General features: G+C 40.5%; 20 protein-coding genes. 7 read left to right on the top strand and 13 right to left on the bottom strand.

The annotated features are described in order from the left end of the window. The first annotated feature begins 267 nt into the window (after positions 1-267). The 3 genes from purQ to RM368_RS21985 all read left to right on the top strand — a co-directional run bounded on the left by purQ (position 268) and on the right by RM368_RS21985 (position 2,363). On the top strand, positions 268-939 hold the full coding sequence (gene purQ / locus RM368_RS21995) for a phosphoribosylformylglycinamidine synthase subunit PurQ (RefSeq protein ID WP_322696003.1): 672 nt from the start codon (positions 268-270) through the stop codon (positions 937-939). A 219-nt stretch (positions 940-1,158) separates the two neighbouring features. Continuing rightward, positions 1,159-1,683 (top strand): DUF937 domain-containing protein, encoded by a 525-nt coding sequence (locus RM368_RS21990; protein ID WP_322689000.1) that lies wholly within the window; start codon positions 1,159-1,161, stop codon positions 1,681-1,683. Between the two features lie 125 nt (positions 1,684-1,808). Then, on the top strand, positions 1,809-2,363 hold the full coding sequence (locus tag RM368_RS21985; RefSeq protein ID WP_322696002.1) for a pyridoxamine 5'-phosphate oxidase family protein: 555 nt from the start codon (positions 1,809-1,811) through the stop codon (positions 2,361-2,363). A gap of 41 nt (positions 2,364-2,404) precedes the next feature. Here the strand turns inward: RM368_RS21985 and cls are convergent, their stop codons facing one another. The 5 genes from cls to RM368_RS21960 all read right to left on the bottom strand — a co-directional run bounded on the left by cls (position 2,405) and on the right by RM368_RS21960 (position 6,552). After that, complete coding sequence (gene cls, locus RM368_RS21980) at positions 2,405-3,844, bottom strand: cardiolipin synthase (protein WP_322696001.1); 1,440 nt, start codon at positions 3,842-3,844, stop codon at positions 2,405-2,407. Between the two features lies 1 nt (position 3,845). After that, positions 3,846-4,691, bottom strand: a complete 846-nt coding sequence (locus RM368_RS21975; RefSeq protein WP_322696000.1) for an endonuclease/exonuclease/phosphatase family protein — start codon at positions 4,689-4,691, stop codon at positions 3,846-3,848. A 524-nt stretch (positions 4,692-5,215) separates the two neighbouring features. Then, entirely contained in the window at positions 5,216-5,743 is a 528-nt protein-coding gene (locus tag RM368_RS21970) for a GNAT family N-acetyltransferase (RefSeq protein WP_322695999.1), read from the bottom strand. After that, positions 5,709-6,365, bottom strand: a complete 657-nt coding sequence (locus RM368_RS21965) for a glutathione S-transferase family protein (protein ID WP_322695998.1) — start codon at positions 6,363-6,365, stop codon at positions 5,709-5,711. Before RM368_RS21965 ends, RM368_RS21970 begins: the two co-directional genes overlap by 35 nt. A gap of 4 nt (positions 6,366-6,369) precedes the next feature. After that, positions 6,370-6,552 (bottom strand): hypothetical protein, encoded by a 183-nt coding sequence (locus RM368_RS21960; protein WP_322695997.1) that lies wholly within the window; start codon positions 6,550-6,552, stop codon positions 6,370-6,372. 279 nt (positions 6,553-6,831) lie between these two features. Between RM368_RS21960 and RM368_RS21955 the strand changes: the two genes are divergently transcribed. Further along, a complete protein-coding gene (locus tag RM368_RS21955; RefSeq protein ID WP_322695996.1) occupies positions 6,832-7,725 on the top strand; it encodes a LysR family transcriptional regulator in 894 nt (297 codons plus the stop codon). 32 nt (positions 7,726-7,757) lie between these two features. Here the strand turns inward: RM368_RS21955 and RM368_RS21950 are convergent, their stop codons facing one another. Both RM368_RS21950 and rbsK read right to left on the bottom strand, forming a co-directional pair. Next, complete coding sequence (locus RM368_RS21950; protein ID WP_322695995.1) at positions 7,758-8,399, bottom strand: transaldolase family protein; 642 nt, start codon at positions 8,397-8,399, stop codon at positions 7,758-7,760. A gap of 229 nt (positions 8,400-8,628) precedes the next feature. Further along, a complete protein-coding gene (rbsK, locus tag RM368_RS21945) occupies positions 8,629-9,567 on the bottom strand; it encodes a ribokinase (RefSeq protein WP_322695994.1) in 939 nt (312 codons plus the stop codon). A gap of 353 nt (positions 9,568-9,920) precedes the next feature. On the opposite strand from rbsK, the gene RM368_RS21940 reads away from it, so the two are divergent. Beyond that, positions 9,921-11,189, top strand: coding sequence for a patatin-like phospholipase family protein (locus tag RM368_RS21940; RefSeq protein ID WP_322695993.1), 1,269 nt, complete (start codon positions 9,921-9,923; stop codon positions 11,187-11,189). A 158-nt stretch (positions 11,190-11,347) separates the two neighbouring features. Here the strand turns inward: RM368_RS21940 and RM368_RS21935 are convergent, their stop codons facing one another. Continuing rightward, positions 11,348-12,535: a cysteine desulfurase family protein gene (locus RM368_RS21935; RefSeq protein ID WP_322695992.1), complete on the bottom strand. Its 1,188-nt coding sequence runs from the start codon at positions 12,533-12,535 to the stop codon at positions 11,348-11,350. Between the two features lie 217 nt (positions 12,536-12,752). Between RM368_RS21935 and RM368_RS21930 the strand changes: the two genes are divergently transcribed. Next, on the top strand, positions 12,753-14,207 hold the full coding sequence (locus RM368_RS21930; protein WP_322695991.1) for a phospholipase D-like domain-containing protein: 1,455 nt from the start codon (positions 12,753-12,755) through the stop codon (positions 14,205-14,207). Between the two features lie 172 nt (positions 14,208-14,379). On the opposite strand, the gene RM368_RS21925 is transcribed toward RM368_RS21930, so the two are convergent. Next, complete coding sequence (locus tag RM368_RS21925; RefSeq protein WP_322696025.1) at positions 14,380-15,465, bottom strand: glycosyltransferase family 4 protein; 1,086 nt, start codon at positions 15,463-15,465, stop codon at positions 14,380-14,382. 516 nt (positions 15,466-15,981) lie between these two features. Further along, the gene (locus RM368_RS21920) at positions 15,982-16,359 is read right to left on the bottom strand and encodes a hypothetical protein (RefSeq protein ID WP_322695990.1); all 378 of its coding nucleotides are present in this window, start codon (positions 16,357-16,359) and stop codon (positions 15,982-15,984) included. 128 nt (positions 16,360-16,487) lie between these two features. On the opposite strand from RM368_RS21920, the gene RM368_RS21915 reads away from it, so the two are divergent. Continuing rightward, the gene (locus RM368_RS21915; RefSeq protein ID WP_094353117.1) at positions 16,488-16,676 is read left to right on the top strand and encodes a hypothetical protein; all 189 of its coding nucleotides are present in this window, start codon (positions 16,488-16,490) and stop codon (positions 16,674-16,676) included. 50 nt (positions 16,677-16,726) lie between these two features. Here the strand turns inward: RM368_RS21915 and tmk are convergent, their stop codons facing one another. The 3 genes from tmk to RM368_RS21900 all read right to left on the bottom strand — a co-directional run bounded on the left by tmk (position 16,727) and on the right by RM368_RS21900 (position 19,612). Further along, complete coding sequence (tmk, locus tag RM368_RS21910) at positions 16,727-17,362, bottom strand: dTMP kinase (protein ID WP_322695989.1); 636 nt, start codon at positions 17,360-17,362, stop codon at positions 16,727-16,729. A gap of 122 nt (positions 17,363-17,484) precedes the next feature. After that, the gene (locus tag RM368_RS21905; protein ID WP_322695988.1) at positions 17,485-18,807 is read right to left on the bottom strand and encodes a lactate racemase domain-containing protein; all 1,323 of its coding nucleotides are present in this window, start codon (positions 18,805-18,807) and stop codon (positions 17,485-17,487) included. After that, entirely contained in the window at positions 18,776-19,612 is an 837-nt protein-coding gene (locus RM368_RS21900; RefSeq protein ID WP_322695987.1) for an SDR family oxidoreductase, read from the bottom strand. The genes RM368_RS21905 and RM368_RS21900 overlap by 32 nt, the downstream gene beginning before the upstream one ends. Between the last annotated feature and the right edge of the window lie 76 nt (positions 19,613-19,688).

The following is a 19,688-nucleotide window of genomic DNA, read 5'->3' as shown; positions in this document are numbered from 1 at the left end:
AATGGAATGAATCAGCCCTGGGGGGGCAGGGGGTAGGGGGAGGAAAAGTTGTTTTGATTCCAAAAATTGGACAATTTATTTTTTGGAGTTCCCTTATTACGTGGTTGTGAGTATTCACAACTGGAAACTAGAAAATAGAGCATGAAACTCATCTTCATTGCTGGAGTTCATTTCCTGCCACCCCTGTTGATGAGTTTTATTACCGCAACTCTTCCTTATTGTAAAATACCTACACCTGTCAGCCACTCTCCACTCCCCTAACTAATCATGAAATTCGGTGTTGTTGTTTTTCCCGGTTCTAATTGCGATCGCGATGTTGCTTATGTAACCAGAGATTTACTGGGGCAACCAACTCGCATGGTTTGGCATCAAGAAACAGATATTGCTGATTTAGATGTTGTGATTATTCCTGGTGGCTTTAGTTACGGGGATTATCTCCGCTGTGGTGCGATCGCGCGTTTTTCACCTGTGATGCAACAAATTGTAGAACACGCCCAAAAGGGTAAGTTTGTCCTCGGTATTTGTAACGGCTTTCAGGTATTAACTGAAGCTGGACTTTTGCCAGGAGTGTTGACCAGAAATCGGGATTTACATTTTATTTGCGATCGCGTCCCCTTGAAAGTTGAGCGTACTAATCTATGGACGCAAGCTTATACAACTGGTGAAGTAATCACTTTGCCCATTGCCCACGGAGAGGGGCGATTCTACGCTGATGCAGCCACTCTGGCAGAAATTGAAGATAACGGGCAAGTCATATTTCGCTATGAAGGCGAAAACCCCAACGGTTCGCTGAACAACATTGCCGGGATTAGCGATCGCCGAGGCAATGTGTTGGGAATGATGCCGCACCCAGAAAGGGCATCAGACGCAATGCTAGGGGGTAGTGACGGCTTGAGGTTGTTTCAAGGCTTACTAGAGAAAGTAGCGGCATTAGCGTAAAGCAAATAAGTTGAGCGTTTTGCGACCGCTGTCTGCAAAATAAATGAACATTCTTCTACAGACAGCGATTTATTTTTTTGAGTAGGAACTTTGAAGTATTTTTCACAAATTATAAGCTCACGTGTTCTAATCTTTTAGTAGACTTACAAAAGTCTGCGTACACAAAAAACTTTAAGCCAGTTTTGGCAAGTTTTTGAGAACAAAAAGAGAAACAAACTTATGGGACTTTTCGATCAAATTCTTGGTGCCGTCGCTAATCCCAATCAACAGGGCAGCTTAGGTGAAATAGGAAGCATTGTTAACACTGTACAGCAGTTGAGCGATCGCACAGGCGCAAATCCTTCTACCATCCAATCAGTTTTGTCAATTGTGGGTGGTCAAGTACGTTCTGCTTTACAAGACAAACAAGCTACAGATGGTAATGAAGCCACACAAAGTTTAGTCAGTCAATATGCTGGTACTTCTGCTAACCCCCAAGCCGTCAATTCGTTGTTTTCTCCTCAGATACAACAGCAAGTAGCTGAAGTTGCTGCCCAGCGCACTGGGTTGGATGCTGGTATCGTTCAACAATTGCTACCTTTGGCAGTACCTTTGGTGCTAAAGTTTTTGCAATCAGGTGCCAATGCTCAAAATCCCCAAGCTGGCGGCAATCCCGTCCTAAATTCCTTTTTGGATGCTGATGGTGATGGTGATGTCGATATCGCTGATGCCATCCAAATGGCTAGTCGATATATGAGACAGTAACAGTTTTCTCCCTACTTCCTACTCCTTTGGGATAAACCAGACATCGGTAATTATACCTTGCTAGATTTTTAGCTAAGACATAGGCTGAAAAAACGATCAATTTGTAAATATAAATCAGACAGTCTATGTCTAAATTATTTGACTGTATTACTGAAGAACTGCAAAACTTTATTGCTGCCCAACACCTTTTCTTTGTTGGCTCTGCACCTTTGAGTCCTACGGGTCATGTTAACCTGTCTCCTAAAGGTCAGGACTGCTTTCGTATCTTGTCTCCCAAGCGAGTAGGTTATGTAGACCTTACAGGCAGTGGTAACGAAACGTCAGCCCATTTGCAAGAAAATGGGCGGATAACCTTCATGTTTTGTGCCTTTCAAGAACCCGCGTGTATCTTGCGTCTTTACGGTCAAGGAACCACGATTTTACCGAATTCTCCAGAGTGGGACTCGTTGTATTCTCTATTTTTGCCGATACCAGGAACTCGTCAAATTATCGTCGCTGACATTGAAACAATCCAGACTTCCTGTGGTTTTGGCGTACCACTCTATGAATATCAAGGTCAGCGACAGACTCTAGTAAACTGGGCTACTAAAAAAGGCGAAGAAGGAGTTAGAGAATATCAACAGAAGAAAAATCTTGTCAGCCTTGACGGTTTAGCAACACCACTGAGTAAATTACTCTAACTTTGCCTGATGGATTATTCTATTAATCCATATATTAGCGATCAAAGTAAAGGAGTCAGCAATCGAGAGACTCTCACAGCTAACTTGAACCAAAAAGGTTTTTTATCGTACTCATTAAGATCGACAGCAACACAGACAGCTAAATCATCCTCTAACATCTTTTTCACACTTTGGACAAACCGAGGCTCGGTAACAAAACCCATAACTTCAAAGTTGAGGGAAAAAGAGCGATTATCTAAGTTAACGGTTCCTACCCCTGCTAGATTCTCATCAATGACTATAATTTTCTGGTGCATAAACCCATTTTTGTAACGATACAACTTGATACCGATTTTTTCCATTTCGGTGTAGTAAGAGAAGGAACATAAATAAACAAATAAATGATCGGGTCGATTTGGTAAGAGAATTCGCACATCCACACCTCGCATTGCTGCCAGTTTTAAAGCTGACAATGTTGCCTCATCCGGCACAAAATATGGACTAGCAATCCACAGATGAGTTTGAGCTTGATTAATGAGTTCGACGAAAAAAAGCTTACAAGCTGGCAGACGATCTGCGGGCCCTGTAGGAAGTATCAATACAGTTTGATTATCCCGATTAATTTTTACCTGCCAGTTAACTTCGATAAGTTTTCGAGTTGCCCAATACCAATCTCGCACAAAGGAGTTTTGTAAGCTTTGTACACTTGGGCCTTCAAGCATAATATGAGTATCGCGCCAAGGACTCAAACGAGGATTTTTTCCTAAATATTCATCACCAATATTTAGTCCACCTACAAATGCGATTTCTCCATCCACCACCAAAATTTTGCGATGATTACGAAAATTCAATTGGAACCGATTACCCTGACCTTTAGTGGTGTTAAATGCACTCACTGCAATTCCATGCTGTTGTAAAGATTGGATATAAGGGCGAGATAGTTTCTTAGAACCAATTTCATCGTAGAGAAAATAGATGCTTATTCCTTGCTTGGCTTTAGCAATCAACGCTTCTTTAAACTCATTACCTGATTGGTCATCGTTAACAGTATAGAATTGAAACAAAATATAATTTGTCGCCGATGCAATCTTTTTCAGCATCGCTTCATAGGTTTGCTGACCATTAATCAGTAATTCGGCAGCATTCCCTGATGTGAAAGAAATGTCTGTAAAAGCCTCTGCTAATGGTTGCAACTGGGCTAGATTATCTGGTGGTGCAACCTGAAATTTAATCAGTTCGTTATAAGTAGAATGAAAAAGCTTATAGTGTTGTGCATAGACTGAGCGCAGTGTTTCAGCATATCCATGAAATTTAGTTCTTCCTAAAATCCAATACAACGGAATCGTTAGCCAGGGAAAGGTAATTAAAGAAATGCTCCAAGCAATTGCCCCTTGAGAAGAACGCACATTCATCACTGCATGGGCTGCATGTATAACTCCCACGCAATGAACAACAACTGTAGCTGTGCTAAAAATAGCTAGAACACCAGCATCTACAAGCATCTTAATTTTTTTGAGTATTGGTATAAGTAAATTCTGCCAGCAATGGCTTATGATCTGATGAACAAATTTGGTCTAGCACTTTAGCACTGGCTTTCTTCACACTGATATCTCGATAAAAGATATGATCTAAAGGAGGTGATAACAAAAAGCGTTTAATTTTCTCCTTCTCATCAGGTGCGAAAATTACAGGTGTTAATCCTAATTGAGTGGTTACTTGATTGAGAATAACTGCTCTTTTTCGACTCCAAGTATTAAAATCTCCTGAAAATATTAGTGGCCCCCGATGTATAGATAACGCTTGCTCTAATTCATTTAATTGGATTTTAAATTTATTTATATCTACAAAATTTATCAGATGAGTATTGATTGTCATGAGAGTTATGCTTTGCTCAGATAGCAGATACTCAGTGATTAAAGAAATTTTAGGAGTTTTAAAAATCGGTTCATAATGTTTAGTAGTGATAACTTTTTTTGTAATTGGGCTGATTGTCGATGCTGTAAAAATTCCTGAATAAGTTTGGTGATGAATATCTACGAAGTTAGGAGCAAAACTCCAATTCATTTTCAACCATTTTCCCCATTCATTTGCCTCTAACTTTAGAGAAAACTCTTGTAAAAATATGAGGTTTGGCTGATAAGTTGCAATTATTGTTGAAAAATCTTCTAACCAAGTCTTATTATAGTTTTGTTTAGCAATATTCCAACTGAGAACTTTAATTGATTGACTATTAATTTCTGTTTGAATTGAATTATTTTTATCAATTGTGAGTTCTTGTAAACGGAAAAATCTATAACCTGGAATAAATTTTGTAAAGAGAGTGTTTACGTGTTCTTGAATATTAGGCATTACTAATATTAAAATGGATTTATTCTAGCTTAACGCTGACTTTTCACGGCATCTGGAAAACCTCTCTCTAAATCTCTCTCCTAAAAGGAGAGAGACTTTGAATTTTCCCCCTTCCCGCGTCGGGAAGGGGGTTAGGGGGTTAGGTTTTTGGTGGACTTTTCCACATAACGTGAAAAGTCAGAGCTTAACGCTATTAAACAGTCGTTAGAGAAGAATAGCACGTTTGTAAAGCTACAATCTATGCTCCATAAGCACTAGAGCTTGAACAATGTCAGGATGGATCGGGCGATTTCCCTGGATAGACCTTAAAGCTTACCAGAGTGGCTTAAGAGAGCGATCGCAATCCTAAATAAATGATTTGTAAGAAAATTCACACCCTAGCTAACGTCATCTCCCCAAAGCATTGAGGGAACTACAGAGGGTCAAACTATCTCACATTTTCATGAATGATTTAGGATTACTATAGTAGACATCTATAAAAAAAATTGTCGTTTGTAGGCGTGAGTATTGTAATACCCACCCTATTATAATGTCTGACCATCTAAGCGACATACTTTTACTTTATTCATAATCTTTGCGCCTATTCTTTCATAAAAATTGATTCCACGCTCGTTAGACACAGCTACAGTCCAATCGATTCTGCCACAACCTTTTTCTTTGGCAATCTGGCGTAAGCGTAGCATGAGTACCTGGCCAACTCGGTGGCTTCGATATTCAGCTTTGACATATAAATCATCAAGCCAAATTCCAGATTTTGCTAAAAAAGTTGAATAGATAAAGTGATAGGTTGCCAACCCAATAGTATCGCCATTAACCTCAGCCAAAAGAACAAAAGCAAGAGGTGTTTCTCCAAATAAATCAATTTCTAGCTTTTGAGGAGTTGCTTCTACAGATTCAGGACAACCATCAAATTCAGCTTTCAAATGAATCAATTCCATAATGGCAGGAATATCTTTTTTATTTGCATATCGAATTAAAATATTCCTACCCTTATTATTCTCGCTATCTAATATTTTCCTAAAACTCATATTGGGGAATAACTTCTGTCTCATTCTTTGCTGCATTTATCCACTCTTGCATTGCTGGAAGTGCCAAAACTGACTCCACATAATTTCTAGAAACAGGATCTAACTGCACATCATAGGCTATAAAACGCAGAACAACTGGAGCAAAGAAAGCATCGGCTATTGTGAAATTCCCAAATAACAAATTGCCAGTAGTCCCAAACTTTTGACGTGATTCTTGCCAAATAGTAGTAATGCGGTCAATGTCTTGTTGTACGCCGGGTTCTAAACCTTTACCAGGATATTTAGTACGGCAGTTCATTGGCATATTCTGACGCAAGTTTTGAAATCCTGAGTGCATTTCTGCACTGATAGAACGAGCTAATGCTCTTGCAGCTTTATTTTCTGGCCACCAGTGCAGATTCGGAAATGTTTCCGCTAGATATTCACAAATAGCGAGAGAATCCCACACTGTTTGTTTATCGTGCAATAACACAGGTACTTTTCCTGATGACGAGTATTGCCGAATTTTCGATGAAAAATCTGGGTTGTTGTAGAGAGGAATCCGAATCTCATTGAATTCTAAACCAAATTGCTTCATCGCTAACCAAGGACGAAGCGACCAAGATGAATAATTTTTGTTGCCAATTACTAAAGTAAGTTGTGTCATGTTTTTAATACCGATAAAGTTGTTCAATCCACATAGACACATCAGTTTCCGAACCTGAAGAAAAAGATTTTCCGGTTACAGGGTCGTAAGCTTGCCAATAGATATTACCGTGGCGATCGACCTTTTGCCAAACTTGTAATTCATTCGGCTCTGTTAGGAGTTTTTTGACAAAATTCTCCCAAATCATATACAGAGATTTCCAGAAGTTTGAGTTGTTTTTTTTCTGGAATGACGGACTACAATTTATTTCTATATCTTCTTTTTGTAAACACCTAATGTTATTGTTCATAAAATTATTCCTGAAAGTTGCTCAGTAAATAAAACAGTAACAACATCTCAGTTAGGAATCAAATCATGGCTTGCATAGGTTCTATAAATGGAATTTATAGATATAAAAAATCACTAATACAACCTTTTTGCCACAATAAAGTCAGGATGTGTATACCCTTGTTCTCATCAATTGCCTATGAAACTCTCCCAACTCCGAGCCATAGTTGCAGTAGCAGATCGTGGTAACTTTAGTGAGGCAGCTTTAGAATTGCAGCTTTCACAACCTGCAATTAGTCATGCGATCGCCACCCTAGAAGAAGAATTAGGTGTACCATTATTTGCGAGAGGTCGTCACGGTGCTGTGCTAACACCTGCTGGAGAGCGCATTTTGTATCATGCGCGTCAAGCAATGGAGCATCTAAAGATGATGCAACACGAAGCAAACTTGCATAAAGGTTTACACGGTGGTCATGTGCGAATTGCGGCTTTTCGGAGCGTCGCTACCCATCTATTACCAAAAGCGATCGCTCAATTTCACAATCAATTCCCAGAGATTGCTGTCACAATCATAGAGTGTGCTGCTTTCACGGATGTAGAACAGTGTTTGCATGATGGACGTGCCGATATTGGTATTACCTGTCTGCCAACTGGTGAAGAATTTGAAACCTGGGAAATTTTTCGGGATGAGTATGTAGCTTTACTACCACCAGATAGCAAAATTAGCAGTCCGAAAATTACTTGGGAAGACATCGCAGCCTATCCACCGGTTTTGCTTCCTTGTACACCTTGCGGACGCATTCTTCACAACCACCTGAAAACTTTGGCAATTCCAATTCATACTGCTACCGACATTCAAGAAGATTCCACAGTCGTTAGTATGGTGAATCAAGGGCTGAGAGCAGCTATTATGCCTCGTTTAGCAGCTGTACCCATTCCCCCAAAGGTGCAGGTATACAGTTTACCAGCACCCCTCGAAAGAGTCATTGCAACTGCAACTTTATCTAACACCCTGCAAATACCTGCGGTATTCACCTTTTTAGAAATGTTGAGTAAATTTGATTTTTATAGTTTAGCTAAATTCACTTATTGAACGCATCCGAATTACGAATTACGAATTACGAATTACGAATTACTTAACCCAATGCCTCCTTTAGCGAATTCTTCAACAGTTTTTTGTGAGAATTCATGAGTTGCGATCGCCTGCAACATTGCCAATGGTAAAGTTAAATGATCCGCCCCAGCTTGCAATGATGCGGCTGCTTCTTCAGGAGATTTGATACTAGCTGCCAAGATTTCTGTATCACTACCTTTGAGTACGCTAGCCATATCCCGCACTAAGGCAATACCATCACCTAACAATCGTGTAGCTCGATTTACATAAGCTATAGCAATTTTAGCTCCTGCTTCTCGTGCTACTGCTGCCTGTGCTGCACTATAAATCGCTGTCACCGAACAGGTAATTTCTGGTGATAGACTCGCCACCACTTCAAACCCTAACGGTGTTGCGGGAATCTTCAAAATTGTTTGCGAACCAATAATCTCGAAAGCTTTTCTACCTTCAGCTAGCATCCCAGCTTTATCAGATGCCATAAGTTGATAGTATAACGGCCCATTTGTCAAAGCGACCAATTTTTTGAGCGTGGTTTCTGGTGGAGTATCGCTTTGAGATAAGAGTGTGGGATTTGTGGTAATACCTTTTACCCATCCCCAAAGCTTAACAACTTCAGCTTCCGATGCGATCGCTGAGTCTAGATATAGTGCCATACTTAATTCCTCCTGTATTTCTCCTGCTATACACGCTACATCGTTCCGAAGCTCCGCATTGATATTTCTGCCAATCCCAAACAGATAAGTATTTTACCTGTTTATCTATACTTTTTTAACTAGTTTAGGGGTTTAAGTACCCTGGCTAACGACGGCAGAACGAATTGAAGCCTAAATCTAAATCCTCGTCACAAAACGTAATTACGAATTACGAATTACGAATTACGAATTATTTAATACCACAATTCATTCCCCTTTCCTTGAGAAATGCATCAAATGTAAACCTATCCGGTAACGAAGTTTGAGCGCCTGGTTTCGTCGCTGTCAAAGCACCTGCTGCTGCACCCCAAACAACTGCTTGATGTAAAGAAAGTCCTTCAAAAAGTGCCGCCGCTAAACCACCATTAAAAGCATCGCCTGCGGCTACTGTATCAACTGCATGAACTGAAAACGCGGGTACAAAAAACTTTTCTTCAGCAGTAGCACAAAAAACACCCTTAGCACCCAGTTTGACGATCGCACATTTCACACCCCGTTGCAATAAAACCGCAGCTGCTTTAGCTGCTTGTTCTTCTCCATTCACAGGAAAACCAACCAACTGCGCTGCTTCAACTTCATTCGGTGTAATAATGTCTACCAATGGATACAATTCATCTGGTAAATTAGATTGTGCGGGTGCGGGGTCAAAAATAACTTTTATATTTGCACCTTTTGCGGCTTTTGCAGCAGCAACCACGGCATCAATAGGAATTTCTAGTTGTAAAAGTAGTGCTGTAGCTGCTGGTAATAAGTGGGATAATCGTTCTACATCTTCTTGATTGACGCGCCCATTTGCACCAGGAATAACGACGATTTGATTTTCACCAGTCTGACTCACGGTGATAATAGCAACTCCAGAATTAACAGTTTCATCCACAAAAATGTTATCAGTCTGCACACCAGATGTTTGCAAATTGTTAACAAGTTCCTTACCAAAATCATCTGCACCTACACGCCCCACTATCTGGGTAGGAATGCCCAATTTTGCTAATGCTACGGCTTGATTGGCTCCTTTCCCTCCCGAAACTTTAAAAAAATCTTCTCCTAGCAACGTTTCTCCTGCAACTGGCAACCGAGGTGTTGTTGCTACCAAGTCTATATTGATGCTGCCGAAGACGATAATACTCATGATGCTGCTCTTAAAGTTATTTTGATTGATATTACAGGATGCTATGTCTGAAGGACTACGCCTACGCAAATATGTAAGTAAATTAGGGTTATGTGAAACGCCCGAAATGACCAATTCTCATAATTTACATCATGGTTAGTTGTACAGTACTTAATTGATAAACTCCTTTAACCCTTTTGGTGGTGTTGCTAATTATATGTATGATTTTTTTTGTAGAAAGGCAAAATCATTGTGGTAAAAGCGTAAACTCTACGGACACTTGCTTCTCTTTTCTGACACACCGTGAAATTTTTCACCAATAACTGGGAACCATATAACCATTGTTTTAATGATTGTCTTGTTAGGAGTAGGTTATGACATTCAAAATTCTCAGTTTAGATGGTGGTGGAATTCGTGGTGTAGTTTCGGTACAAATGCTCAAAGAGGTTGAAAGTCGAATCAAAGCAACTTACGGCTTAAAGTTACACCAATATTTTGACATGATTACCGGTACTTCTACTGGTTCGATTATTGCTGCGGGACTGGCGAAAGGCTTAAATACCACTGAACTGCTGAAACTATATGAAACAAAAGCCGAGCAAATCTTCCCGCAGCCAAGGAATTTTGAAAAACCCTGGCGATTTGTCAGAAATATATTTTCACCTAAATATTCTCATGATGGATTAGAGAAAGCTCTGGAAGATGAATCTGCTTTAGGTGAGACTAAAATTGGCGAAATTACCAACACTATATTGTTGATTCTTGCCTATGATATGCGTTATCGCAACACAACTTTTTTCACCAATTTACATCCTGATTTAGGTGCTCGCTGGTACGATGGAATTCCACTCAAAGATATATGTATTAGTTCGGCATCAGCGCCAACTTTCTTCCCTCCACGCGAGTTAAAAGCATCTAACGAAGAGAAATTTGGTAAATGGTCATTCCCTCATATTGATGGTGGAGTTTGTGCTAATAATCCATCCTTGGCAGCAATTAGTCAAGCTTTAAAAGTGAGTCGTTCTCCAAAACTATCACTAGAAGATAAGAAAAAATATAATTTAGAGAATCTCAAACTAGAGGATATTTCTGTACTTTCTATTGGTACGGGTAGAAGTGCCAACCCATTTGAATATGAACAAATAAAAAAATGGCACACGTTAAACTGGGTAGAGCGGCTTGTGGATGTGTTCATGGAACCAACAGGTGAAATAAATAGTACGATTTGTCAAAATATCCTTGGAGGTTTCGAGTCAGGGCACTACCTTCGATTGGATTTTGATTTGAATGAGAGATACAAACCCTTAGCAAATGAAGATTATAAAAAGACTCGTAACATCATAGAAAAAAAATATCTAAGGAAAAATCAGTATTTAGTTCAAGCTGTAAATACAAACCTCAAAGAATACAATGATGATTGCATAGTTAAGAATATCCGTGTAAATGAAGAGATGGATGATTCCAGCAATAAAAATATTAAAACTTTGATCGCTGCGGCTCAAGCTTTCATTGATATTGGTCTGCTTTATGATTCCAGAGTGTATGGTAAAGGGCCTCAAGTAAAAGATGCAATCGAACAATTTATAAAAGTTAATCCTATTACCCATACAACTACGAATCAGACTGAGGCTTTACCAGTCTGATACAATACTGAATTATTTGTAAAAAACCGGATATCTGACTTCTAAAAAAAGTCAGATATCTGTGGCTTACAATTCTCGCAAATCAAATAGGATTGTTATACAAATAAAATTTGTTATTAGGCGATCGCAGCAAAAGTTGGCTCGCTGTTATAGGACTCCTATTTGATTTTTGAAATATACTTAGGTTGCCCACTAAAAACTGGTGTTAATCTTTGCAAAACTTGCTTCAATACCATTACCGTCCAATCTATATCAGCTTCAGTCGTATCACGCCCCAAAGTTATACGAATTCCCCCCAAAGCAGCTTTTTCGGAATAGCCCATTGCTAACAATATTGGACTAGGGCTAAGTTTACCACTATGACAGGCAGCACCAGCACTGATGCCGATGCCAGCAAGGTTTAGCTGTCGTACCAAGGTTTTACCGCTCAATTTTTTTCCGTCGGCGTTTTCTAAGCACATACTGACATGGTGAGGTAAACGATCGCAAACATCCCCTGTAGGAATTAAACCAGGAATCTCAGCTAATTGAGCAAAAGCGCGATCGCGTAATTCAATTAATCGTGGTGTTTCTGTAGCTAATTCTTCGGCTGCTAATTCTGCTGCTACACCAAATCCGGCAATTATCGGTACTGCTTGCGTACCAGAACGCAGTCCCATTTCTTGTCCACCACCACCCAGCAAAGGCATTAACTCCACACCAGGACGCACATACAACGCCCCTACACCTTGCGGCCCATAGATTTTATGACTGGAAAGGCTAAGTAAGTCTACAGGTAGTTGTTGCACATCTATGGGTAAGCGTCCCGCAACTTGCACCGCATCTGTATGGAACAAAGCACCATGCGATTGCACAATTTTACCCAGTTCTGCGATCGGTTGCACGGTTCCAACTTCACTTTGACCGTAAATTATAGAAACCAAAACTGTATTATGTCGCAACGCCGCTTTTAAATCCAAGGGATTAACTCTGCCTTTAATATCTACAGATAAGCGCGTAACTTCCCAACCCCACATTTCTAGCAACCTTACTGTTTCAGAAATTGCGGAATGCTCAACGCTGGAGATAATAATATGTTGAGGAACAGCATACAATCGAGCCACACCCATAATCGCCAAATTATCTGCCTCAGTGCCACCAGAGGTAAAAACGATCGATTCAGGGGTAGCGGCATTAATTAAACCAGCAACTTGGACTCTGGCTTGTTCTATAACCGTTGCCGCCCGTTGTCCCCACTCATGTAAACTGGAGGGATTGCCCCACTGTTGAGTGAGGATTGTTTGCATAACTGCGATCGCTTCTTTTCGAGTCGGAGTAGTGGCGCTGTAATCTAGATAAATTTGCATAAAACCGATAATAGTGAGAATACAGGTTAGTGATAGACTACGGATTTGTCAGTATATACAGTTTTAGTGGACAAATCCTGAAAAAAATATTTGTAATTTTACATCTAATAGTGGATTTTTACCTTTACTTGGAAACTTATTTATCTACTTAATTCAGAACACAAAATTTTGGGAATGATAAATATATCCACTTTCAATCAACTTTTAACAGATTACAGTGCAACTTATCTCTAGACAAAGATATTTTTTATATATCTTTTTACTGATATTCTCTCTGGCGGGTTGTCAACGAGTCCAGTCTTATAATCAGCGTCCAGCACCCTTACCACAAGACCCGTTAATTCAAGCTTACTTTAATCATTCTGAGTCTTCAGAATACCAAGAAGCTTACCGTCAGCAAACTCGTCTGGGGGATGATTTAGAAAAACAGATTGTCGATGCTATTGTGCAAGCTAAATCTACAGTAGATGTAGCGGTGCAAGAATTACGTTTACCCAAAGTTGCCCAAGCATTGGTTGATAGACAAAAAGCTGGGGTAAAAGTCAGAATCATTTTAGAAAATACCTATAGCCGACCTTGGAGTAGCTTAACATCTGCTGAAATAGGTAAGTTAGATAAAAGAGAACAGGAACGTTACAACGAATTTCGCAAATTTATCGATCTTAACCAAGATAATCAACTCAGTCCAGCCGAAATCAATCAAAGAGATGCTTTGATTATTTTGCAGAATGCCCAAATTCCCTGGATAGACGATCGAGCGGATGGTTCAGCAGGTAGCAGCTTGATGCATCATAAATTTGTGATTGTAGACAATCGCCTTGTAATTATCACTTCCGCCAACTTTACATTAAGTGATACTTCTGGTGATTTTACAAATCTTAGCAGTTTAGGCAATGCCAATAATTTATTGCAGATTGACAGCCCAGAATTAGCATCTTTATTTACAGAAGAGTTTAATATTATGTGGGGTGATGGCCCAGGTGGTCAACCAGATAGTCGATTTGGTTTGAAAAAACCGATGCGTTTACCTAAACAAATAACTTTAGATAATACCAAAATTACTGTGCAATTTTCGCCGACTTCTCCAACTCAACTTTGGAGTAACAGTAGTAATGGTTTAATTGGTAAAACTTTAGATTCAGCAACCAAATCTATTGACATGGCGTTATTTGTCTTTTCCGAACAGCCTCTTGCCAATATTTTAGAAAAACGCCATCAAGAAAATGTGCAAATTCGCGCTTTAATTGAACCACAATTTGCCTACCGTCCTTACAGCGAAGCTTTAGATATGATGGGGGTTGCTCTGAGTAACAAATGTAAATATGAAGTTGACAATCATCCTTGGTCAAATCCAATTACTACCGTAGGTGTACCTGTATTACCCAAAGGGGATTTATTGCATCACAAATTTGCTGTTATTGATAGTCAAACAGTAATTACAGGTTCTCATAATTGGTCAGATGCGGCCAATAATGGTAACGATGAGACGCTTGTAACGATCGAAAATCCGGTAGTTGCTGCCCATTATGTGCGAGAATTTGCTCGTCTTTATGCCAAAGTAAAACCAGGCTTACCACCAGCAATTCAACAAAAAATTAAATTAGAACAAACACGATGTCCTCAATTGAAAAAGGCAGAAGGCAGAGAGCAAAAAAAACAATTTATATCTTGACCAGACTTAAGAAAAGTTCCAGGAGTGAGTGCTAGAACTTTAGAAAAATGGAGCGTAGGCGATAGCCTGTCGTAGACATTGCATGACTTTGTAAGGCGTACAGCTAGCTGTACATCCCTACAACGAGTATTCTACCTAGTTAAAAACATCTAAGATTACACAAATACCATATTTAAATTTGGCTGCTACCTAAACTAAGCAAACTACGGAAACGCCCATTCTGAGAAAATCGTTCTGCTACTATCTGTTGATAAACCGCCTCATAGCCATCAGTCATATGCTCAACGCTAAAAAGATTTTCGACATACTGGCGACAGGCATAGCGGTCTAACTCTGTTACCCGATCGATCGCACTGATGCACTCTTGAATATTATTGCAGAGGAAACCCGTCTTACCGTGGGAAATTACCTCTTCAGTAGAACCCAATTTCATCGCAATCACTGGCGTACCGGAAGCCATTGACTCTACCATCACCAATCCAAAGGGTTCCCGCCAAGTGATGGGGAACAGAGTTGCTACTGCACCTCCCATCAGGGCATTTTTTTGAGCATGATTGGCTTCACCTAAATACTCGATTTGCTCGCCGTCAATATGTGGTTTAATTTCCTTCTCAAAGTATTCCATATCAACGACATCCACCTTACCCGCCATTTTTAAATGCCAACCAGCAAGTTTTGCAATTTCTATGGCTAAATGTACTCCCTTTTCTGGAGACATCCTACCTAAAAATGCTAGGTAAGGAGGATCTTCTGGTTGGGAGTGAAACTCATAACTACTAACATCAATCCCGTTGTAAACCGTTGATATACAGTTCAACCCTAATCTTGGTTCTCGTTGTGAATTGGAAATACTGACGTAGGGTTGTTTTTTCGCAAAACTATACATCTTTTCGTTGTCAGGGGTAAAAGTACCGTGCAACGTGTGAACTGTAGGAGTTTTTACTAGATTTGCATAAGGCAGTGCCCCATGACCAATATGGGAGTGAATAATATCAAACTCTTCTGCACGTTCATACACCGAAGCTAGATTCAGCATCTCATAAGTGCTGTAATCTTTGATTGTGCGATCGAGTCTGAGAGCGCGGGGATGAACTGAAATTAGTTTTGCCAGACTAATCGAATCTCCCGATGCAAATAAAGTTACTTCGTGTCCGCGCCGGACTAATTCATCAGTCAGTAACCCTACTACTAACTCTATGCCACCATAAGCTGGAGGTGGAACTCTTTCCCACAGTGGAGCTACTTGAGCAATTCGCATCATAAACCTCCTAACAAATAAAACTTGAATTAGAAGTTTTTTCTTTCTGTTGTTGTAGTGCTTTTTATTAATTCACTTTGCATCAGAAATTAACTTCAGATACTAAATTTATTAACAATTACCTTTAAATCCTAAGCTTTTACTTCTATATTTTTCATCTATCCTAGTACGGAAATTACACACTCCTCAAGAGGTAAATACACTCTGAATGATGAAGTTTTGATGATTTTTGGCAATCTTAAATATATATTTTACTGATAACAAAAAGCTTTCTAAAATCGTCAAAATCTCAGATAAATGCTGATATTATCTGAAAAATCTCTGCATCCCTTGTCGTAAGAATTCAGTCCTTCTGAATTCAGGAGCTAAAATAGCTGAAGAATCAGGAAAAAATTTGATAAATAAATGTACGCATAAAGGTTAATAGAGACAGCAAATCCTTTGGGTATATAGGATATAGAAAAGTCCCCAGCTTTAGGTTGCTAGGGACTAACTACTTTCGGCTTGTAAACTGATTTACTGATTTAGCAGTCCGATCGCCATCTCAAGGTGCATTTTCGCTTTGTGCAAGTTTAGTAAACTCTCTTGGTCGTATCGGTCAGGGTAACTCATAGCCTTGCGCTCTAAAGTTATCCGAATTAGCGCCGCTTGTTCATCAGTGGGGGAGTTCATCTCATCTACGACTCCTTCGAGGAATTGAATAACACTAAAGCCTGGTGATTTTAAACCTTTTCCTTGCCTTAATTGAGCGAGTGCTATCTGTGGGAATGCCATCAAGGTAACAATCCAACTAGTTTTGTACCCTCCATTCCCGGTAGGCTTTAATCCGTAACGCCTACATAAGTCTCTCAACTCAGCAGTGGTTTTGATTTCGAGTTCTGACCTTGTGAACATAAAATAGAATTACCCATTTGTAAAAGTGGTATCGGTGGTGAACTGTTTTGACAGACGCGAACACCACCGATATAAAACTCTATCTATATGTTCACGTATCGTTCAAGCTATATTTACATCTCTCAACAATGCCTAATCCTAAAGGTAATCCAGAAAATTTAAAACCACTTAAGTCTGATAGAGAAGAACCGCTAACACAAAATCTTAATTTTCGTGTCACCGAAAAAATGAAGGAAGAGGTAAAAGCACAAGACGATCCTCCTGAGTTTTGCAGAGAAGCGATTCAGAAAGCACTGGATGAGAAAAAAGGGAAGTAGTAAAAGTTGTTGGAGTTTAGTGCAACAACTTTTCTAAAGTTTATTTTGCTCTACCTCGCCAAGTGCAGATGTACGCGTAAAATTCCTTGAATTACCTGTTGTACAGCTTCCTTACTCAAGCTGCCATCTACCCGAACAATTCGTGAGGGATGAGACGCTGCTAAATGCGCGTATCCTTGCTGAACGCGCCGATGAAAAGCGATTGTCTCTTGTTCAATGCGGTCTAGTCCGACTCCATCTCCCCGTTTGCGGGACAGTCCGACTTCGACATCGACATCTAGCCAAATAGTTAGATCGCTTTCTAAACCACGAGTGGCAATATTATTAAGCTGATTGATTAAACTCATATTCAGACCGCGACCATATCCTTGGTAGGCAATGGTAGAGTCAGTGTAGCGATCGCATAAAATATATTTCCCAGCTTGCAGTTGCGGTTTAAGTTCTTGTTCAACGTGTTGCGATCGGTCAGCAGCATACAACAAGAGTTCTGTCACCTCTGCAACTGGTTTATCTTCTGACTTTTCTAGTAGCAAGCGACGAATATGTACACCTAACTCTGTTCCCCCCGGTTCGCGAGTTACCACCACAGAAACACCGAGACTTTCCAACCACTCAGAACAAAGCTGCATTTGGCTGGTTTTGCCACAGCCTTCCACCCCTTCAAATACAATTAATTTCCCACCCATGCTTTTTTTGTTCGCTGCTATAAACTGATTCGCTGACGTTTCATCAGATCAAGAATAGCGCGAAGTGTAAAATTAACCTGCGATCGCAGTTGTAAAGACGGCGATTTATCGCGTCTCAAAAACTACGATTTAGTTTCCTGAAAATTACTGTCACTTAAACGGTACAGTATCTCGCCAGCTTTCGGCACAAGCAATATGCCTTCATCCTCTCGGTTAGCCCATTGAGTGGGTTGAATGGTCGCCGGATCGCGATAGTTTAAGTTATGAGCAGCACAGCGTTCAGCAGAAATGCCAGTAGCTAAAGTAACGCGAATCCGCGCTTGTTCTCCTTTTATCGGATCAAAAGTACCCATCCCTTTTAAGTGAGTACTATGGGCCAGCACTCCAGCAGGATATTCTTGGAATTTATGCCACTGTTTGAGAAAGTAATCCCGCACATGATAGCCAATTTGGGATAAAATTTCGCCGTGTGTATAGCTAAACTCGGTAATATGAGGCGCATATATAATTACTTCGCCTCCGTCAGCAACTACTGGTTCTAGCTTGTACATTCCTTTTGCTCCTGTCCAAATGTCATCATACATTTGGGGCATGACTGAAAGCACTTGTTTAAAAGGCCGGTCTACATATTTGATATGCAGTTTAGCTGATAATTTTGCAGCAGCTTCCCAGGCTGACTCTGGTCGATCTATATAAAGTCCAGCTAGCTGATTTGTTTTCGGTGCAACTACCATCGCCAAACAAAGCTTTGGGGTAGAAATCAGGCTAGCTGCTCGGTCAATCAAACGCCGGACTGGTGTTATTCCCAGCGTACCAATAATTTCGTAACAAGTAATTAAAGCACCTAACCAGTGTGAGAGATTAATTACTTCTTGACCACCAATACCAGGAAAAAAATATTTATTTCCACCAGAAAAGCCGACAACTTCGTGAGGAAAAACTGGGCCGCAAATCATGAGCAAATCGTATTCTGTTACCAGCTTATTAATCCGCACATTAACTGACTGATGCAGCATTCCACTGCTAATTTCTGCTATCTCGTCTGCCGAAATTACTCCACAAGAAATAAAGGTATCTGGTTCATTCCAAAGGTGGTTAAAGATGCGAATTTTTTTAAAAGTTGTCTCTCGTTCCTCTGGTGTCACTCCTACCAAGTGATTGATTTGTTCTTCACTCATCGGATTATGTGTACCCAGAGCAATTAAAAAATCCAGAGCCGCTACTCTTTGACTCAACTCCCGATCGAGCAATCGAAACATTTGCGGGATAGGAGCAGTGCGGGTACTATCTGGAATTAACACCAAGATGCGCTGTCCATCCAACTTAGGGTCTGCTAAAGCTTGATGAACTAGCGCCGAAACTTGCTCATCTGAAAGTGTCCCGTTATTTACAGCCAGTGAATACATGACATTGTTAAACTCCACTGTAGATACTAAATCCACCATCTACCGGCACAACTACCCCGTTAACAAAACTAGAACCAGAACTACATAACCAGATTAAGGTGCTGAGTAATTCATCTGGTTTTCCGAAACGTCCGGCGGGGGTATGGTCAATAATTTTTTGTCCGCGTTCGGTCAAACTCCCATCTGCATTTAGAAGTAAATCTCGATTTTGTTCCCCAATAAAAAACCCTGGTGCGATCGCATTTACTCGCATTCCATCACCATACTTTTGGGCGAGTTCTACAGCTAGCCAGCGAGTAAAGTTATCTATCCCCGCTTTCGCAGCCGAGTAGCCAACCACGCGGCTAATCGCTCGGATGGCAGACATAGAAGAAATATTCACAATGCAACCGTGGGGTTGACTTCTTTCCACCATTGCTTGACCAAAAACCTGACAAGGTAGGAGAGTCCCAACTAAATTGAGGCTAACTACTTCCTCAAAAGCTGTATGTGGCATCTCAAAAATATTCCCATCAGCAGTAATTGTGGCAGCCGGAATATTACCGCCAGCCATATTTACCAAAATATCTATTTCATCCCAACGCTGTATAATAACATCCCTAGCGATTTCTAATTGGGAGCGATCGCTAACATCTGCCACCACAGCCATACTTTCTCCACCGTTAGCAGTAATCTCAGCCACCACCGCCCCCGCCCTGACTTCATTGCGACCCAAAACCACCACTCGCGCTCCAGCCAGAGCCAAACCCTTTGCCATAGCCCCACCAAGCACACCAGAACCACCAGTAACTACCGCAACCCGCTCCTTCAAACTAAACAGTTTACTTAAAATCAACTCAGCCATCACCCATTCCCCCTCTCTGCGTACCTACCTCTGCGCTTCCCTTCGCGCCCCTACCCTACGGGAAGGCGTTCGCGTA

The organism is Nostoc sp. DedSLP03, assembly GCF_034530815.1.
Taxonomy (GTDB): Bacteria; Cyanobacteriota; Cyanobacteriia; order Cyanobacteriales; family Nostocaceae; genus Nostoc.
This window is presented reverse-complemented; position numbering and strand designations above follow the sequence as displayed.

Bases quoted from the DNA above. Each gene is read 5' to 3' on its own strand.
- RM368_RS21975 (WP_322696000.1), bottom strand. From the start codon at position 4,691: ATGCCTAATATTCAAGAACACGTAAACACTCTCTTTACAAAATTTATT.
- RM368_RS21900 (WP_322695987.1), bottom strand. From the start codon at position 19,612: ATGGCTGAGTTGATTTTAAGTAAACTGTTTAGTTTGAAGGAGCGGGTT.
- RM368_RS21905 (WP_322695988.1), bottom strand. From the start codon at position 18,807: ATGGTGGATTTAGTATCTACAGTGGAGTTTAACAATGTCATGTATTCA.
- RM368_RS21960 (WP_322695997.1), bottom strand. From the start codon at position 6,552: ATGATTTGGGAGAATTTTGTCAAAAAACTCCTAACAGAGCCGAATGAA.
- RM368_RS21950 (WP_322695995.1), bottom strand. From the start codon at position 8,399: ATGGCACTATATCTAGACTCAGCGATCGCATCGGAAGCTGAAGTTGTT.
- cls (WP_322696001.1), bottom strand. From the start codon at position 3,844: ATGCTTGTAGATGCTGGTGTTCTAGCTATTTTTAGCACAGCTACAGTT.
- RM368_RS21935 (WP_322695992.1), bottom strand. From the start codon at position 12,535: ATGCAAATTTATCTAGATTACAGCGCCACTACTCCGACTCGAAAAGAA.
- RM368_RS21915 (WP_094353117.1), top strand. From the start codon at position 16,488: ATGCCTAATCCTAAAGGTAATCCAGAAAATTTAAAACCACTTAAGTCT.
- RM368_RS21970 (WP_322695999.1), bottom strand. From the start codon at position 5,743: ATGAGACAGAAGTTATTCCCCAATATGAGTTTTAGGAAAATATTAGAT.
- rbsK (WP_322695994.1), bottom strand. From the start codon at position 9,567: ATGAGTATTATCGTCTTCGGCAGCATCAATATAGACTTGGTAGCAACA.
- purQ (WP_322696003.1), top strand. From the start codon at position 268: ATGAAATTCGGTGTTGTTGTTTTTCCCGGTTCTAATTGCGATCGCGAT.
- RM368_RS21965 (WP_322695998.1), bottom strand. From the start codon at position 6,365: ATGACACAACTTACTTTAGTAATTGGCAACAAAAATTATTCATCTTGG.
- tmk (WP_322695989.1), bottom strand. From the start codon at position 17,362: ATGGGTGGGAAATTAATTGTATTTGAAGGGGTGGAAGGCTGTGGCAAA.
- RM368_RS21985 (WP_322696002.1), top strand. From the start codon at position 1,809: ATGTCTAAATTATTTGACTGTATTACTGAAGAACTGCAAAACTTTATT.
- RM368_RS21955 (WP_322695996.1), top strand. From the start codon at position 6,832: ATGAAACTCTCCCAACTCCGAGCCATAGTTGCAGTAGCAGATCGTGGT.
- RM368_RS21920 (WP_322695990.1), bottom strand. From the start codon at position 16,359: ATGTTCACAAGGTCAGAACTCGAAATCAAAACCACTGCTGAGTTGAGA.
- RM368_RS21990 (WP_322689000.1), top strand. From the start codon at position 1,159: ATGGGACTTTTCGATCAAATTCTTGGTGCCGTCGCTAATCCCAATCAA.
- RM368_RS21940 (WP_322695993.1), top strand. From the start codon at position 9,921: ATGACATTCAAAATTCTCAGTTTAGATGGTGGTGGAATTCGTGGTGTA.
- RM368_RS21925 (WP_322696025.1), bottom strand. From the start codon at position 15,465: ATGCGAATTGCTCAAGTAGCTCCACTGTGGGAAAGAGTTCCACCTCCA.